Raw genomic sequence first — 17,042 nt, 5'->3', positions numbered from 1 at the left:
GCCGGGCGTTAACACATCAGAACTTCAACGACCCCTGCATATACAGCGTGCGCGGCTGGCCTGCGTAGATGCCTTTGTTGTTGTCGTCATAAGAGCGGATGAAGTAGTCCTGGTCGAAGATGTTTTTCACACCGAACGCCAGGTTCAGATCTGCCATCTGCGGGCCAAAGTCATACGCCACGCGTGCGCCCCAGAGCATGAAGCCGGGAATGCGGCCGGTACTGCCGTCGGCGCTCTCTTTCACCGTATTGGCGTTATCCGCAAACTGGCTGGACTGGAAATCGCTGTTCAGATTGAACGTCCAGTTGCCCGGCTTGTAGTCCACGCCCAGCGTGCCTTTATGTTTCGGGGAGAATGGCACCTGATTGCCATAGGTGTCGCCTTTCTCGCGGATTTCCGCGTTCACATACGCATAGCTGGCGTAGACGGAAACGTTATCAAGCGTTGGCGTTAGCGTACCCAGGTCGTAACGTGCCTGCGTTTCCAGCCCGGTATGGCGCGTTTTGCCACGTGCAGTGACGGTGTCGTTGGTCTGGTTGGAGTCGTACTGATTGTTAAAGTTAATCAGGAACAGCCCCATTTCCGCCGTCAGCGCGCCGTCATCGTAGCGGGTACCGAGTTCCCAGGTTCGCGCTTTTTCCGGTTCCACATTGCCGCTTTGCACAGCCTTGCCAATCTGGCTGTACTGTACGGTGCCGAACGAGCCTTCAGTGTTTGCATAAAGATTCCAGCTATCAGTCAGGTGATAGAGCACGTTCAACGCCGGAAGCGGTGCGTTATAGCTCACCTCTTCGTGCGTGCCTTTGATGGCGTTGTTCTGGTATGACTCGATATGTTCGAAACGCATACCCGGCGTGATGGTCCAGTTGCCGATGTCGATTTTGTCATCCAGATACCAGGCGTGCGCCTCGGTGCCGGAACGCGTGTCGCGGTCGTAAGGGCTTGAGCCGGACGGCAACTGCCCGCTGCTGGTGGCGGTGTAGTAACGCATTTCATGCGTTGATTCATTCACATAGCGATAGCCCACGCCCACTTCGTGCGCGGAAGGGCCGATCATAAAGCTCTGGCTGTAGCGTGGCTCAATACCGCGCACCCAGTAGATACGCGGCGAGAGGGTGATGCGTTTGCCTTGCTCCAGGTAGCCGCTGCGCAGGGTTTGGGTGTAGAACCCCTGAATGTTGAATTTATGCTGGCTGTCCGGCTGGAACTGGTAGCCCAGGCTCGCCAGCTTGCGACGGCCCCAGAAGCGGTCATACGGGCGGGTGGATTGCCAGCGATCGGCGTCGTAATCCGCGCGGGACAGGCCGCCGGGCATGTCGGCTTCACCATCGTAATATTGCAGCAGGCTGTTGAAGGTGTGCACCTCATTCGGCGCATATTTGCTTTTCAGCATCAGGTCGTCGATGCGGGTGGCGCTGTGCTCGCGCCAGTCACTGCCGCGCGTGCCGGAGTAGAGCAGCGCGGTGCCAAAACCGTTGTCCGCTGTGCCGCCCACCATCAGGTTGTGCGTCTCTTTCGGGTTGTTTTGTGAAGAGGTTGGGCTGAGCTGACCTTCCACCCCCGCCTCGATACCAAAGTCCTGCGGAATGGCGCGGGTAACAAAGTTCACCACGCCGCCCACGCTCTGCGGTCCGTAACGCACCGCACCACCACCGCGCACCACGTCAATGGCATCCATGTTGCCGAGCGAAACGGGAGCCAGTGAAAGCTGCGGCTGACCGTAAGGGGCAAAGGGGACGGGGATGCCGTCCATCAGGACGGTCGAGCGGCTGGCGAGGCGTGGGTTCAGGCCCCGGATGCCAAAGTTCATCGCCAGGTCGTGGCTGCCGGTGCCGTTGTTTTCCGGCGCGCTGACGCCAGGGATGCGGTTAAGCACCTCACGCATGGTGGTTGCGCCGGTTTTGGCGAAATCCTCACGGCGGATCACGTCACGCGCGCCAGCATGTTCAAATACGTCGTTTTCACGCGCATCGCCCAGCCAGTCGCCGACCACGGTCAGGGCATCTTCTTTTGGCGCGGGCGCGGTCTCCAGCGTCCAGCTGTTATTTCTCAGCGGTTTTACCTGCAGTCCGCTGCCGTCCAGCAGTTGTTGCAGGCCGCTCTCGACGTCGTAATCTCCGTGCAGGCCGTTGCTCTGCTTGCCGCGCGTCAGGCTGGCGTCAACCGAGAGGGTAATTCCGCTGTGTGCGGCATACTGATTGAGCGCTTTGTCGAGCGATCCCGGTGCGATATCAACCTGTGCAGCAAAAGCGGAAAACGAGAGACCGGCCAGCGGCAGCAGGCTCAGGCGAATGGCGTTAACCAAAGGTGTTGTTTTACGAAAAACGCGTAACGGCGTCATACCTTCTCCATCATCATTTTTGTTGTGTTCAGCTATGAGTCGAACGAGAAGGGTAAAAAGGACAATCGAAATGAGAATTATTTTTCTTACAGCGGTGAAATGTTTATCCAGTACCGCGTAATAGACTGAATTTTAACGGGAAGCGTTTGAGCGATAACGTTCAGGATCGCATCGGTATTTTTCAGCGGGAACGTCCCGCTCAGGCGCAGCCCGGCAACGGCGGGATCGCAGCGCAGCACGCCGTTGCGGTAACGGCTTAGCGTGGCTATCACCTCACCCAGCGGTTTATCGCTGAAGCTCAGGATGCCCTTCGTCCAGCTTGTACTCTCGTCATCCAGCGGTTTCACTGCGCCAAACTCAGAGGCGCTGAACTGCAGGCTTTCACCAGCGTTCACGATGCGTTTTTGCGCGGGGGCACTGGCGAGAAGCACTTCCACGGCGTGCTGCTGCACGTCAAGCTGCGTGAAATTATCCTGCTGGCGGACGGTAAATTCTGTCCCTAAAGCGGTGAGTTGGCCCTGACGGGTCAGGACGCGGAAGGGGCGTTGCTGCGCATCTTTCGCGGTAGTAATGGCGATTTCACCGTACCAGAGCCGGACGGTGCGCTGATGCGCATCAAAACGCACATCCGCCGCGCTTTGGGTATTCAGCGTGAGCAGGGAGTCATCTTCCAGTTGCTGACGGCTGACTGCGCCTTTGGCGGTGCGGTAATCTGCCCGCAGACCTTCGCCGGTTTCCGACTGCCAGAGTTGCCAGCCTCCGCCAGCGCCGAGCAACAGCAGTAATCCTTTCATCACGTGACGGCGGGTGAGGCGGGTATCGTGCAGCGCCCGGCTGGCAACGTCGCCAGGCACACCGCCAAGCTGGTTGCGCAGGTTTTCAACCTGCTGCCAGGCCCACTGGTTATCCTGATCCTGTTCATACCACTGTTGCCAGCGCGCTTCCTGTTGTGGGCTGACGCGCTCGCCGCTTAGCACGGCATACCAGTGGGAAGCTGAACGCAGCGCCTGACGGCGGGAATCGGTTAACGAAGGATTCATAACCCATGCTCCAGACGAAACAGCAGGCAGTGCTCGACGGCTTTCGCCACGTATTTTTTCACGGAGCTGACGGAAACACCGAGTTTGTGCGCAATCTCGCTGTATGTCAGGCCATCCAGTTGCGAAAGCAGAAACGCTTCACGTGTTTTTCCGTTTAGCCCGTCCAGCATGCTGTCGACGAGTTGTAGGGTCTCGAGCTGGCTTTCGCGTTCCTCAGGTGAAGGCGCTACCCCCTCCGGCATAAGCGCCAGCATCTCCAGATACGCTTTTTCCAGCGCGTTTCGGCGAAACAGGTCCACCATCACGCGTTTGGCGATAGTGCACAGGAAAGAGCGAGGATCGCGGATCGTCGAGAGCGTTTCGCTGCTCATTACCCGCAAAAAAGTGTCCTGGGCAATGTCATCTGCATCAAAGGCAGACTGGAGTTTGCGCGTCAGCCAACTTTTCAACCAGCCGTGATGGGTGCCATAAAGCGACTCGAACGTTAAGGAAGCTGTGGAAGTGGCACGGTCAGACATGCGGAGTGCATCAAAAGTTAATTATCACGTAGCCATATTAATATGAGAATGGTTATCATTACAATTGGAAATAAAATTGTTTCCAATAAACATTTTTAACATGTTGTTTTTCTAAGTGTTATAAGGTAGGTATAAAATGGGATGGATCCTCTGCTTCTGGCATCTGTCGGTCAGAATGACATCATGATGTGGTCTGCTATTATTGACATCCTCCCCGCCCTTTAGGGCGGGGAGGGGCTTTGTTGAATAAATCGAACTTTTGCTGAGTTGAAGGATCAGATCACGCATCTTCCCGACAACGCAGACCGTTCCGTGGCAAAGCAAAAGTTCAAAATCACCAACTGGCCCACCTACAATAAAGCCCTCATCAACCGTGGCTCCATAACTTTCTGGCTGGATGATGAAGCTATTCAGGCCTGGTATGAGTCGGCAACGCCTTCATCACGGGGAAGACCTCAGCGCTATTCTGATCTCGCCATCACCACCGTTCTGGTCATTAAACGCGTGTTCAGGTTGACCCTGCGGGCTGCACAGGGTTTTATTGATTCCATTTTTACACTGATGAATGTTCCGTTGCGCTGCCCGGATTACACCAGTGTCAGCAAGCGCGCAAAGTCGGTTAATGTCAGTTTCAAAACGCCCACCCGGGGTGAAATCGCGCATCTGGTGATTGATTCCACCGGGCTGAAGGTCTTTGGTGAAGGCGAATGGAAAGTCAAAAAACATGGCCAGGAACGCCGCCGTATCTGGCGAAAGTTGCATCTGGCAGTTGACAGCAACACACATGAAATCATCTGTGCAGACCTGTCGCTGAACAATGTGACGGACTCAGAAGCCTTCCCGGGTCTTATCCGGCAGACTCACAGAAAAATCAGGGCAGCATCGGCAGACGGCGCTTACGACACCCGGCTCTGTCACGATGAACTGCGGCGTAAGAAAATCAGCGCGCTTATCCCGCCCCGAAAAGGCGCGGGTTACTGGCCCGGTGAATATGCAGACCGTAACCGTGCTGTTGCGAATCAGCGGCTGACCGGGAGTAATGCGCGGTGGAAATGGACAACAGATTATAACCGTCGCTCGATAGCGGAAACGGCGATGTACCGGGTAAAACAGCTGTTCGGAGGTTCACTGACACTGCGTGACTACGATGGTCAGGTTGCAGAGGCTATGGCCCTGGTACGAGCGCTGAACAAAATGACGAAAGCAGGTATGCCTGAAAGCGTGCGTATTGCCTGAAAACACAACCCGCTACGGGGGAGACTTACCCGAAATCTGATTTATTCAACAAAGCCGGGGAGAGCATGAAAATGATGGATATGAGCGGTCACGATCAGGCCGCAATGTCCCATGAAATGATGCAAAACGGCAATTCTGCTGCCCATCAGGACATGGCTGAAATGCATAAAAAAATGATGAAATCCAAACCTGAGAACACCCAAGAAACTGCTAAGCCATTTTCCGAAATGAACGAGCATGAGAAAGCCGCTGTTGTGCATGAGAAGGCGAATAATGGTCTATCTTCCGTTATTCATCAGCAGCAGGCTGAAAAGCATCGCAGCCAGATCACCCAGAATTAACCCGCAGCTCCACTTGTCAGACCCTCATTTGACGCCGAAGTCACTGGCTTACGCTCCCGTCCGGGAGCGTTTTTTTCCCATATATCAAACTTTAACTCTGAAGAGGTGGAAGTATCTGACCAACACTGTCACGTAACGCCAGATAACTACAAAAACACCTCAGGTGAACGTAAGCGTTAAGTGAGCGCCGTATTGACGGCTATTTATTGGTGAGATCTACGTTCCATGGCAGCAGTTCGGCCACTTTGTTGATGGGCCACTCCGGCAATACGCTCAGGATATGGCGAAGGTAACCCTCTGGATCGATACCGTTCAGCCTGCACGTTCCGATCAGACCATACAGCAGGGCACCACGTTCACCACCATGATCACTGCCGAAGAAGATGTAGTTTTTCTTGCCCAGACAGACCGCTCGTAGCGCGCGCTCAGCAGCGTTATTATCCGGCTCTGCCAGACCATCATCGCAGTAGTAACACAGGGCATCCCACTGGTTCAGTGCATAAGCGAACGCCTCGCCTAACCGGGATTTTTTCGACAGAGTGGCACTTTTCTCCACCAACCAGTCATGCAGGGATATCAGCAACGGTTAACTTCGGGACCGTCTGGCGGCCAGCCGCTGAGATGCCGGAAGGCCGCGTATTTCCTCTTCTATCGCGTATAACTCACTGATGCGCTTCAGAGCCTCCTCTGCTGTGGCCGTCCGGGTGCTGATATAGACGTCATGGATTTTGCGCCGCGCATGAGCCCAGCATGCCGCTTCTGTCAACGGGCCACCTTCACGCTCTGCGCTGAACAACCTGTCGTACCCTGCGAAGGCATCTGCCTGCAGCACGCCATGATAGTGCCGAAGATGTTGCTGAGGGTGTTTCCCCTGTCGGTCCGGTGAGAAGGCGAACCATGCCGCTGGCGGATCTGATGAACCCGCGCTTCTGTTATCACGGACATATGTCCAGATACGCCCGGTTTTCGTCTTCTTTCTGCCCGGCGCCAGCACGGGCACCGGAGTGTCATCCGTATGCAGTTTGCGGCAGTCCATCACGTAGTGGTAGAGGGCTTCATCCAGCGGGGCCATTAACCGGCAGCACGCATCCACCCAGTTGGAGAGCAGCGCACGACTCAGATCCACACCCTGACGGGCAAAGATTTCGCACTGGCGATACAGCGGCAGGTGTTCACAGTATTTGGCCGTTAACACGCGGGCCAGCAGACCCGGCCCGGCGATGCCCCGGTCGATAGGACGTGAGGGCGCTGGCGCTTCAACGACGCAGTCGCATCGGGTACAGGCCTTTTTCACCCTGACCGTGCGGATCACTTTCAGGGCGCTGGAGACCAGCTCCAGTTGCTCCGCGCTGACTTCGCTGAGATAGGCCATATCACTACCGCAACCAGGACAGCTGGTTTCAGCTGGCTCCAGTCTGTTTATTTCGCGGGGAAGATGTTCCGGTAACGGGCGACGATGACGGGACTGGCGCAACTGACGCGGAACCTGCTGATCATTGTCCCGGCCGTTGTAACGATCGCTTTGCTGCTCCTGCTGTTTCAGCAGGGCTTCGGCTTCTTCGACCTGCCGGCGTAGCTTTTCTGAACGGGTACCGAACAGCATTCGGCGCAGTTTTTCTATCTGAGCCCGCAGATGTTCTATTTCACGCTCTTCGTTCTCTATTTTCTCTTCTGCGCGGGCCAGCGCTGAACGCAGGAACGACTCAGTCTCAGCAACGAGACTGAGCTGGCTGTCTTTCTGGCGAAGCGCGTCTTCCAGCGCAGCGATACGGGCGAGATAGTCCTGACTCATGACCCCATTTATAATGCGGTCATGCGCTTTTTACAACATCGTCAGTGAGTTAAGGCGTGCAGTTTTAGGTTTCCGCCAGTCCAGCTTATCGAGGAGCATGGCGAGTTGTGAGCGGGTGATGGCGATTTTGCCGTCGCGTACAGCAGGCCAGACGAACTGTCCCTCTTCCAGACGTTTGGTAAACAGACACAGACCGTCAGCATCAGCCCAGAGGATCCTCACGGTGTCACCTTTACGACCACGGAAGATAAACAGGTGGCCGGAGAACGGATTGTCATCAAGAACATGCTGGACCAGTTCGCCCAGACCATTGAAGGACTTACGCATATCGGTGACCCCGGCAACCAGCCAGATACGAGTGCCTGACGGTAAGGGTATCATCGGCTCCTCCCGCTCAGCTCGCGGATCAGCGTTTTCAGAAGTGCAGGTGATAAATCCCCGGACAGACGCAGGCTGGCACCGCCGACAGTCACCTCGCATGTCATGGCCTCGCGGCAGGCTGGAGCGGCGGGTTCATAGTGCGGCTCAGCATGGTGTGACAGGACCATATCAGGCAGGACAACGGGGATAACAGAGTCTTGCTCTCTGATTGACCGTTGTATTTCATCGGGCAGAAGATGTCTGTAACGCTGGCGCCAGGTAAACAGCAGATTGTCATTAATTCCATTATCCCGCGCCAACCGGGCAACACAGGCTCCAGGCTGATATGAAGTGGTTTACTGAATTTGGCCACCTGAACAGAGGTGATATGCTCACCTCAGAACAACACAGGTGTCATAATGAAAAAAAGAAATTTCAGCGCAGAGTTTAAACGCGAATCCGCTCAACTGGTCGTTGACCAGAACTACACCGTGGCAGATGCAGCCAGCGCTATGGATGTCGGCCTTTCCACAATGACGCGATGGGTGAAACAATTACGTGATGAACGGCAGGGCAAAACACCAAAAGCCTCCCCCATTACCCCGGAACAAATTGAAATCCGTGAGCTCAGGAAAAAGCTACAACGTATTGAAATGGAAAATGAAATATTAAAAAAGGCTACCGCGCTCTTGATGTCAGACTCCCTGAACAGTTCTCGATAATCGGGAAACTCAGGGCGCGTTATCCTGTGGCCACTCTCTGCCATGTGTTCGGGGTTCATCGCAGCAGCTACAAATACTGGAAAAACCGTCCTGAAAAGCCAGACGGCAGACGGGCTGTATTACGCAGTCAGGTACTTGAACTGCATGGCATCAGCCACGGCTCTGCCGGAGCAAGAAGCATCGCCACAATGGCAACCCAGAGAGGTTACCAGATGGGGCGCTGGCTTGCTGGCAGACTCATGAAAGAGCTGGGGCTGGTCAGTTGCCAGCAGCCGACTCACCGGTATAAGCGTGGCGGTCATGAGCACGTTGCTATCCCGAATCATCTTGAGCGACAGTTCGCCGTAACGGAACCAAATCAGGTGTGGTGCGGTGATGTGACCTATATCTGGACGGGTAAGCGCTGGGCGTACCTCGCCGTTGTTCTCGACCTGTTCGCAAGAAAACCAGTGGGCTGGGCCATGTCGTTCTCGCCGGACAGCAGGCTCACCATGAAAGCACTGGAAATGGCATGGGAAACCCGTGGTAAGCCCGTCGGGGTGATGTTCCACAGCGATAGTAATAATGCCGATGTCAGTCTTTACCACCACTTAGTTTGCCGTTTAACCAGATTGGTGTGATTACTGATGCAGTGAAGACCTTCCCGCATCCTGACTCACACAGCGATCGACCTTTTGTGTCCTGCCCTGGACCCGTCGGTTGCCGGAAGCGCCTTCATGCGAGGCATCTCCTCACCGATGCGCGTGACTCAAGAAGGGCCTGACGGCTTGTCTCGTTACTGTCCTGTCCAGGTTATCTGTCTGGAGATTCAACTCTGTTTCCTCACAGGAGCTCTGTCATGGTTGATAAAGTTACCGAAGCTGCCGTTGTGGGTGGCGTGGATACACATAAAGATTTGCACGTTGCCGCTGTCGTAGATCAGAACAATAAAGTCCTTGGGACTCAGTATTTCTCCACAACACGACAAGGTTACCGGCAGATGCTGGCATGGATGACCTCGTTTGGGACATTAAAGCGAATTGGTGTTGAGTGCACAGGTACCTATGGTTCCGGTTTGCTTCGTTATTTTCAGAACGCCGGGTTAGAAGTTCTTGAGGTGACTGCTCCAGACCGGATGGAGCGACGCAAACGGGGTAAAAGTGACACAATTGATGCTGAATGTGCCGCTCATGCAGCATTCTCAGGCATCAGGACAGTTACTCCCAAAACGCGTGATGGCATGATTGAGTCCCTGCGGGTATTAAAAACTTGCCGAAAAACAGCAATATCAGCCCGCAGAGTCGCTCTCCAGATTATCCATTCAAATATTATCTCTGCCCCGGATGAATTACGTGAACAGCTCAGAAATATGACGCGCATGCAGCTCATCAGGACCCTGGGTTCCTGGAGACCTGATGCCAGTGAATACCGCAATGTAACCAACGTTTATCGCATTTCATTAAAGTCCCTTGCCCGACGCTATCTCGAGTTACATGACGAAATCGCTGATCTGGATGTCATGATTGCGGCAATTGTCGACGAGTTGGCACCTGAGCTGATTAAACGTAATGCTATCGGATACGAAAGCGCTTCACAGTTGCTGATCACTGCCGGAGACAATCCTCAACGGTTAAGATCAGAATCAGGATTTGCGGCACTGTGTGGTGTCAGCCCGGTCCCCGTTTCTTCTGGAAAAACGAACCGTTACCGACTTAATCGTGGTGGAGATCGTGCTGCAAATAGTGCACTTCACATCATCGCCATCGGACGCTTACGAACTGACGCAAAAACAAAGGAATATGTCGCCAGGCGTGTAGCCGAAGGACATACAAAAATGGAAGCGATACGCTGTCTAAAGCGATATATCTCCCGCGAAGTTTACACGTTACTGCGCAATCAAAACAGGCGGATCAACAGTATCCCGATAACAGCTTGACTCTTAGAAGGGCGTCCAGGGCAGCCAGTACGGCAGTGACGACTGGCAGCGCTTCTACCGGGCCAATAACCTGGCGCCGAGCATGAGCCGGCGTGGCAACTGCTGGGATAATGCGGTGGCCGAATCGTTCTTCAGTTCGCTGAAAAAAGAACGGATCAGAAAACGCATATATAAAACCAGGGATCTGGCCCGGGCGGATCTTCGATTACATTGAAGTCTTCTATAACCGGTCCCGGCGCCACAGCCACCTCGGCGGCGTCAGTCCGGAGGCCTTCGAACAGGCCTCGTCGTGAGGACAGGATTTGTCTACAGGCGTGGGGTCAGTCCAAACTATAGGGCAGGATCGTCTACCGGGGCGGGGTCAGTCCATCAACGGCTCGGAAGTGTCTAGATTATCCGTGGCTATTCACCGGGGCAAACAGGCCGATCAGGAACGACATAAGAAAGTTCTGTATTACCGACAGGTCAAGAAACTGAGCATAAGAGAAACTGCTGAAGCCACCAGTTACAGTACATCTCAGGTCTGCAGGGTTCAGGCCCTGTTCAGGCCTGAAAATTAAGCACATTTTCTGAGGCTGGAAATCAACTCATGCTGACAGCCTGAGCCTGTTGGCATGGTAAGCAATGTGCTCACCAATAAAGCTGGAAATGAAATAATAGCTGTGGTCGTATCCAGTATGATATCGGAACGACGCATTGAGGTTCATCTCATTGCATACTCTCTCAAGGATTTTGGTGCGCAGTTGCTCTTCATAAAAGGCGTCACTCAGCCCCTGATCAATGAAGATTTCTGGTAATTTTTCACCCTGTAAAATGAGGCTGACTGGATCGTAGGCTTCCCACGTTTTTCTGTTTTCACCCAGGTAAGCGCTAAATGCCTGTTGCCCCCATGGCACCTGAGAAGGCGATACTATCGGGGAAAATGCTGATACGCTCACATATTCACCAGGATTTCGCAGAGCCAGCACCAGAGCACCCAGCCCTCCCATAGAATGACCGGATATAGATTTTCTTGCCGTTGCAGGAAAATGATTCATGACGACATCCGGAAGCTCTCTGAGAATATAGTCATACATCCTGTAATGAACATTCCACGGCTGTTCCGTCGCGTTCAGATAAAAACCGGCCCCCTGGCCAAGATCGTAACTGTCGGCATCCGGGACATTATTACCCCGGGGACTGGTATCCGGGACAACAACGATGACGTTATGCCGGGCTGCATAATGCTGCATACCTGATTTGGTGATGAAATTCTGCTCAGTACAGGTCAGGCCCGACAACCAGTATAGTACCGGCAGTTTTTCTGTTACTGCTTTGGGAGGAAGATACACACCGAAATTCATTTCACAATTAAGGGATTGTGAATAATGCCGGTACACGTTTTGCCAGCCGCCAGAGCTGGCATGCTGCTCAATGAGTTCCATCAGCCGTTATCTCATGGTTATTTCCCCTGACCGAAGCCAGGGGAAGTATCTTTAAATCCGGACGTCAGATAAACGTATACGCCGTGATTTTGTTACCCGCCGGATCCCGCAGGTAGGCAGCATAGGCCCCGGGAAGGTGACCACGCGGGCCAGGTTGACCTTCATCAGCTCCACCGGCGGCAAGGCCGGCAGCATGGAAAGCATCAACCTCTTCCGGGGTGGCAGCAGCGAAGCCGACAGTCACCCCGTTAGCGGAAGGTGCTTCACCGTTGCCCGGACGGGCAATGATAAATGCCGGCTTTTCGCGGCCATAGAGTACCCAGCCGTTGCCAAACGGGCCGAGGTTATTGATACCAAGCGTGCCCAGGACGACATCGTAAAATGCGGAGGATTTCTCGACATCGGCTGCGCCAATGAACACATGAGAAAAGATGCCGTCACCAGAAATTACCGGAGTTGTCATTTTCCACTTCCTTCAGTTTGAGTTGATTAAAATTCTGATGGGATCAGTAATGAATCACTGTCCGGATAGATTTGCCTTCATGCATAAGCTCGAAGGCGTCATTGATTTCATCCAGTGTCATCGTATGGGTTACAAATGGCTCAAGGTCAATATCCCCCTTCATGGCATCCTCGACCATACCGGGGAGCTGAGTGCGGCCTTTTACTCCGCCAAACGCGGAACCTTTCCATACGCGCCCGGTGACCAGCTGGAAAGGACGGGTGGAAATCTCCTGTCCGGCCCCTGCGACACCAATGACAACGGACTGCCCCCACCCACGGTGAGCACTTTCCAGCGCTGCACGCATGACGTTAACGTTACCGATACATTCAAAGGTATGGTCAATACCCCACTTGTTGATATCCAGCAGAACATCTTTAATCGGTTTGTCATAATCATTCGGGTTAATGCAGTCAGTGGCCCCGAACTGACGGGCCAGGTCAAATTTTGTCGGATTAGTATCGATAGCGATAATACGTCCCGCTTTTGCCTGACGGGCCCCCTGTACCGCAGCCAGACCAATTGCCCCCAGACCAAAAATGGCAACTGAATCGCCCGGCTGCACTTTAGCCGTGTTATGGACGGCGCCAATACCGGTAGTCACGCCACAACCCAACAGGCAGACGTGTTCATGGTTCGCCTCCGGGTTAATTTTTGCCAGAGAAACCTCGGCCACAACGGTGTATTCACTGAATGTGGAACATCCCATGTAGTGGTAAAGAGGCTGACCGTTGTATGAAAAGCGAGTGGTCCCGTCAGGCATCAGTCCTTTGCCCTGAGTCTCGCGAACCGATACACAGAGGTTCGTTTTACCGGACTGGCAGAATTCACACTCCCCGCATTCAGCGGTGTAGAGCGGAATAACATGGTCACCCGGCTTCACACTGGTGACGCCTTCACCAACTTCAACGACGATACCGGCTCCCTCGTGGCCGAGAACCACCGGGAAAACGCCCTCAGGGTCATTCCCTGAGAGGGTAAAGGCATCGGTATGGCAGACACCTGTGTGGGTGTTTTTAATCAGCACCTCGCCTTTTTTAGGCGGAGCAACATCAATTTCAACAATCTCCAGGGGCTTCCCTGGTGCAAATGCAACAGCGGCACGTGATTTCATACGTAATATATCCTCAATGTAATAATGGCCTCACCTATTTAAGATAGGCACGAACCAGCTCAATCGTATCGTCAACTGATTTACTGACTTCATGACTGTAGCTGTCATTCTGGTCAAAGGTTTCCCGTATGTGGCTCTCCAGCACCTCTGCCATCAGTCCGTTAGCGGCGCCCCGGACGGCGGCGATTTGCTGGAGAACGGAACGGCATTCAGCGCCACTTTCAAGTGCTCTTTCCAGAGCATCAATCTGACCCCGGATACGGCGAACCCGGGTTAGGACCTTTTTTTTCTCTTCAGGAGTACTGGGCATTGCTTACCTCACTGCTCTGTATTTCTTATACTATAGGGGAGTATTACATTAAGATCAACACATACCCCACTATAGTATAATAAATATATCAGAGCACCGGTAATGACTCCAACTTACTGATAGTGTTTTATGTTCAGATAATGCCCGATGACTTTGTCATGCAGCTCCACCGATTTTGAGAAAGACAGTGACTTCCTGCCCAGCCTTGCCAGATGCTGCCTCAGATTCAGGTTATGCCGCTCAATGCGCTGCGTATATCGCTTGCTGATAACGTGCAGTTCTCCCTTCAGGCGTGATTCATAAAGCGGCCAGCCATCCGTCATCCATACCACGACCTCAAAGGCCGACAGCAGGCCCAGAAGACGCTCCAGCGTGACCAACGTGCGTTCACCGAATACGTGCGCCACAACCGTCCTCCGTATCCTGTCATACGCGTAAAACAACCAGCGCTGGCGTGATTTAGCGCCGACGTAACCCCACTGTTCGTCCATTTCCGCGCAAACAATAACGTCACTGCCCGGTTGTATGCGTGAGTTTACCGACTGCGGCCTGAGTTTTTTAAGTGTCGTAAAATCGTGTTGAGGCCAACGCCCATAATGCGTGCACTGGCGCGACATCCGACGCCATTCATGGCCATATCAATAATTTTCTGGTGTGTACCGGGCTGAGAGGCGATGTAAGTGAACTGTAGCTGCCATGTTTTACGGCAGTGAGAGCAGAGATAGCGCTGATGTCCGGCAGTACTTTTACCGTTACGCACCACGCCTTCAGTAGCTGAACAGGAGGGACAGCTGATAGAAACAGAAGCCACTGGAGCACCTCAAAAACACCATCATACACTAAATCAGTAAGTTGGCACCCTTACCCTGTATAGGTACTCTCTGTTTTTCGTGGCCTGCCTCGCCCACGAATTTCGCCAGTCATGACTTTGCTCCTGCATTTTATTAACGGAAAAGAATAAGTGATTTTGCGCGGAGGCTTCAATCAGTTTATCCCCGGCGGTGACGAGGTGGCCACCTATGCCGACTGGACAGGGGACTGACTATTGCCATAACGCCATCGCAGGTTGCTTCAGTAAACCTGCTAATCCCGTACAATGGCGAATTCGCTATATCCGCTTCTCGCACTTAGCTGCCATAAATCGGCCAGGCAATCACAGGTCATTTCTGTCTCGCAAAGAAGGTGCCGTTTCTGCTTTGCGTTGACACCCCTAAATATTAGAATTAAAAGGAGAGAGTTACTGGAAAAAGGCAGCGGAGGCAGTGACAATCGTGGCTTGAAGCCACTACTCGATGGATGCGGACATGTAGTTGGCGTCATTCGACAAAACTAGCAAACTTCTAATAGTCACCATTTCTCCCGTCTGGCGGGAGTGCTGTCAAATGCCCCCCTCATCTCTGTGTGGGAAATGAAGGGTGAAGGGGAAATAGATGACAGCGTTATTTCTACGCCCAGAATACTGAATACCTTGTACAGACGATCAATACTGGCGCTAGCAGGGTTTGCTTCCAGGCGGGCATAGGTTTGCTGCGTTACGCCAAGCCTCTCAGACACATCTTTTTGCGTGAAGCCCTTGATTTTGCGAAACCCGATTAGCACAGGTCTGAGCTGGTTCAGCGTTTTTATCGGGAACTGATTATTCATAAGTGACCTGCCTCGCAGACTGAGTAGGGAGTACCGCCCTGTAATACAGCAGGTAAGGTGTATTTTGTGTTATACAGACTATAGGCTGTAAAACCTTTATTGAAAAGATGCTGATGTTCCAGGGGCATGCCGAGCATGGACGATTTTCTGCGGGGCGGTATTTCGCTACGGGGGAGATTGCGTTCGGGCAATGTACCGGTGTAAAAAACGTCAATTTTTCAAAACCGCTGTTATCGGGATAAGCTGAAAACTCCGAAGGCAGACACAGCCACGAATAATGTCAGACTTAAGCTCTGTAGCTGTCTTCTTTTGCCTGTAAATAACGTCTAGTTTGACTCTGATGAAGGCTGTACCAGGCAGAGAACATGTCACTCTCGGGGCCGGATGATAAAATGTGTTCAACTGGCTGGGCAGGGTAATAGCGAAGAACGTTCTCTGAAATTCGATTCAGCTCAGCGTAACGTGCGCTGTAGGTATGTATAATCCATTGCATCAATTTTGCATCCGTATTATTCGCAGATTACACACAAGAAGCTTAACAATGGCTGAAAGAGTGAGCAGGGATATGTAACAAAAACAAGGGCTTCAAGATGAACTGGATAAAACCGGAGCAGAGCAAGCCCTGTTCCGGTTTGTCAGGCTTTGGAATTTCTTCCAGGCCCCTGCAGCTAGTCACAACAAACACATTAATGTTTTCATTGCTTCAATTCAATATTATTGTGTGAAAGGGATTCCATCGAAATCGGCTTATGCATGCTTAAAACGGCTTTGTTGAATAAATCGAACTTTTGCTGAGTTGAAGGATCAGATCACGCATCTTCCCGACAACGCAGACCGTTCCGTGGCAAAGCAAAAGTTCAAAATCACCAACTGGCCCACCTACAATAAAGCCCTCATCAACCGTGGCTCCATAACTTTCTGGCTGGATGATGAAGCTATTCAGGCCTGGTATGAGTCGGCAACGCCTTCATCACGGGGAAGACCTCAGCGCTATTCTGATCTCGCCATCACCACCGTTCTGGTCATTAAACGCGTGTTCAGGTTGACCCTGCGGGCTGCACAGGGTTTTATTGATTCCATTTTTACACTGATGAATGTTCCGTTGCGCTGCCCGGATTACACCAGTGTCAGCAAGCGCGCAAAGTCGGTTAATGTCAGTTTCAAAACGCCCACCCGGGGTGAAATCGCGCATCTGGTGATTGATTCCACCGGGCTGAAGGTCTTTGGTGAAGGCGAATGGAAAGTCAAAAAACATGGCCAGGAACGCCGCCGTATCTGGCGAAAGTTGCATCTGGCAGTTGACAGCAACACACATGAAATCATCTGTGCAGACCTGTCGCTGAACAATGTGACGGACTCAGAAGCCTTCCCGGGTCTTATCCGGCAGACTCACAGAAAAATCAGGGCAGCATCGGCAGACGGCGCTTACGACACCCGGCTCTGTCACGATGAACTGCGGCGTAAGAAAATCAGCGCGCTTATCCCGCCCCGAAAAGGCGCGGGTTACTGGCCCGGTGAATATGCAGACCGTAACCGTGCTGTTGCGAATCAGCGGCTGACCGGGAGTAATGCGCGGTGGAAATGGACAACAGATTATAACCGTCGCTCGATAGCGGAAACGGCGATGTACCGGGTAAAACAGCTGTTCGGAGGTTCACTGACACTGCGTGACTACGATGGTCAGGTTGCAGAGGCTATGGCCCTGGTACGAGCGCTGAACAAAATGACGAAAGCAGGTATGCCTGAAAGCGTGCGTATTGCCTGAAAACACAACCCGCTACGG

General features: G+C 53.0%; 13 protein-coding genes and 6 pseudogenes. 7 read left to right on the top strand and 12 right to left on the bottom strand.

Going from position 1 to position 17,042, the window contains the following annotated elements:
• Positions 1-16 precede the first annotated feature (16 nt).
• The 3 genes from fecA to fecI all read right to left on the bottom strand — a co-directional run bounded on the left by fecA (position 17) and on the right by fecI (position 3,899).
• On the bottom strand, positions 17-2,341 hold the full coding sequence (gene fecA, locus L383_RS09185; RefSeq protein WP_022652364.1) for a TonB-dependent Fe(3+) dicitrate receptor FecA: 2,325 nt from the start codon (positions 2,339-2,341) through the stop codon (positions 17-19).
• Between the two features lie 86 nt (positions 2,342-2,427).
• Positions 2,428-3,381: a ferric citrate uptake sigma factor regulator FecR gene (fecR, locus tag L383_RS09190; RefSeq protein WP_023304425.1), complete on the bottom strand. Its 954-nt coding sequence runs from the start codon at positions 3,379-3,381 to the stop codon at positions 2,428-2,430.
• Positions 3,378-3,899: an RNA polymerase sigma factor FecI gene (gene fecI, locus L383_RS09195; protein ID WP_016151347.1), complete on the bottom strand. Its 522-nt coding sequence runs from the start codon at positions 3,897-3,899 to the stop codon at positions 3,378-3,380. The genes fecR and fecI overlap by 4 nt, the downstream gene beginning before the upstream one ends.
• Before the next feature lie 267 nt (positions 3,900-4,166).
• Here fecI and L383_RS09200 point away from each other — a divergent pair, with 267 nt between their 5' ends.
• Together L383_RS09200 and L383_RS09205 are read left to right on the top strand one after the other, a co-directional pair.
• A complete protein-coding gene (locus tag L383_RS09200; protein WP_022649395.1) occupies positions 4,167-5,135 on the top strand; it encodes an IS5-like element IS903B family transposase in 969 nt (322 codons plus the stop codon).
• Positions 5,136-5,191: 56 nt separating this feature from the next.
• A pseudogene (locus tag L383_RS09205) lies at positions 5,192-5,476 on the top strand (copper-binding protein); the annotation flags it as partial.
• 199 nt (positions 5,477-5,675) lie between these two features.
• Here the strand turns inward: L383_RS09205 and L383_RS0124110 are convergent.
• The 3 genes and pseudogenes from L383_RS0124110 to L383_RS26550 form a co-directional block, all read right to left on the bottom strand.
• A pseudogene (locus tag L383_RS0124110) lies at positions 5,676-7,268 on the bottom strand (IS66 family transposase).
• A 30-nt stretch (positions 7,269-7,298) separates the two neighbouring features.
• Positions 7,299-7,649: an IS66 family insertion sequence element accessory protein TnpB gene (tnpB, locus tag L383_RS09210; RefSeq protein ID WP_016151369.1), complete on the bottom strand. Its 351-nt coding sequence runs from the start codon at positions 7,647-7,649 to the stop codon at positions 7,299-7,301.
• A pseudogene (locus L383_RS26550) lies at positions 7,646-7,966 on the bottom strand (IS66 family insertion sequence element accessory protein TnpB); the annotation flags it as partial. The gene tnpB and the pseudogene L383_RS26550, both read right to left, overlap by 4 nt.
• 81 nt (positions 7,967-8,047) lie before the next feature.
• Between L383_RS26550 and L383_RS25685 the strand changes: the two are divergent.
• From L383_RS25685 to L383_RS25965, 4 genes and pseudogenes are all read left to right on the top strand, one after another.
• Positions 8,048-8,916, top strand: a pseudogene (locus tag L383_RS25685) (IS3 family transposase); the annotation flags it as partial.
• 272 nt (positions 8,917-9,188) lie between these two features.
• Positions 9,189-10,265, top strand: a complete 1,077-nt coding sequence (locus tag L383_RS09220; RefSeq protein ID WP_000227969.1) for an IS110 family RNA-guided transposase — start codon at positions 9,189-9,191, stop codon at positions 10,263-10,265.
• Between the two features lie 16 nt (positions 10,266-10,281).
• Positions 10,282-10,558, top strand: a pseudogene (locus L383_RS25155) (IS3 family transposase); the annotation flags it as partial.
• A 114-nt stretch (positions 10,559-10,672) separates the two neighbouring features.
• Positions 10,673-10,825 (top strand): annotated as a pseudogene (locus L383_RS25965) (resolvase); the annotation flags it as partial.
• A gap of 27 nt (positions 10,826-10,852) precedes the next feature.
• Here L383_RS25965 and fghA read toward each other — a convergent pair.
• From fghA to L383_RS09250, 6 genes are all read right to left on the bottom strand, one after another.
• The gene (fghA, locus tag L383_RS09225; RefSeq protein WP_012561110.1) at positions 10,853-11,689 is read right to left on the bottom strand and encodes an S-formylglutathione hydrolase; all 837 of its coding nucleotides are present in this window, start codon (positions 11,687-11,689) and stop codon (positions 10,853-10,855) included.
• Between the two features lie 64 nt (positions 11,690-11,753).
• A complete protein-coding gene (locus tag L383_RS09230) occupies positions 11,754-12,152 on the bottom strand; it encodes a VOC family protein (RefSeq protein ID WP_012561111.1) in 399 nt (132 codons plus the stop codon).
• Positions 12,153-12,195: 43 nt separating this feature from the next.
• On the bottom strand, positions 12,196-13,305 hold the full coding sequence (gene frmA / locus L383_RS09235) for an S-(hydroxymethyl)glutathione dehydrogenase (protein WP_017384070.1): 1,110 nt from the start codon (positions 13,303-13,305) through the stop codon (positions 12,196-12,198).
• A 34-nt stretch (positions 13,306-13,339) separates the two neighbouring features.
• Positions 13,340-13,615 carry a formaldehyde-responsive transcriptional repressor FrmR gene (frmR, locus tag L383_RS09240; protein WP_017384071.1) on the bottom strand — a complete coding sequence of 92 codons (276 nt, stop codon included), beginning with the start codon at positions 13,613-13,615 and terminating at the stop codon, positions 13,340-13,342.
• 113 nt (positions 13,616-13,728) lie between these two features.
• A protein-coding gene (locus L383_RS0124090) for an IS1 family transposase (protein WP_223479951.1) occupies positions 13,729-14,426 on the bottom strand; the annotation gives its coding sequence in 2 pieces (ribosomal slippage) (positions 13,729-14,177 and positions 14,177-14,426; 699 coding nt in all).
• A 536-nt stretch (positions 14,427-14,962) separates the two neighbouring features.
• Positions 14,963-15,259 carry a helix-turn-helix transcriptional regulator gene (locus tag L383_RS09250; RefSeq protein WP_017384073.1) on the bottom strand — a complete coding sequence of 99 codons (297 nt, stop codon included), beginning with the start codon at positions 15,257-15,259 and terminating at the stop codon, positions 14,963-14,965.
• Between the two features lie 796 nt (positions 15,260-16,055).
• Between L383_RS09250 and L383_RS09255 the strand changes: the two genes are divergently transcribed.
• A complete protein-coding gene (locus tag L383_RS09255; RefSeq protein ID WP_022649395.1) occupies positions 16,056-17,024 on the top strand; it encodes an IS5-like element IS903B family transposase in 969 nt (322 codons plus the stop codon).
• Positions 17,025-17,042: the final 18 nt, after the last annotated feature.

The organism is Enterobacter sp. MGH 37 (genome assembly GCF_000534515.1).
Taxonomy (GTDB): domain Bacteria; phylum Pseudomonadota; class Gammaproteobacteria; order Enterobacterales; family Enterobacteriaceae; genus Enterobacter; species Enterobacter kobei.
The sequence above is the reverse complement of the archived record's forward strand: the minus strand, read 5'-3'. Positions and strand labels throughout refer to the sequence as shown.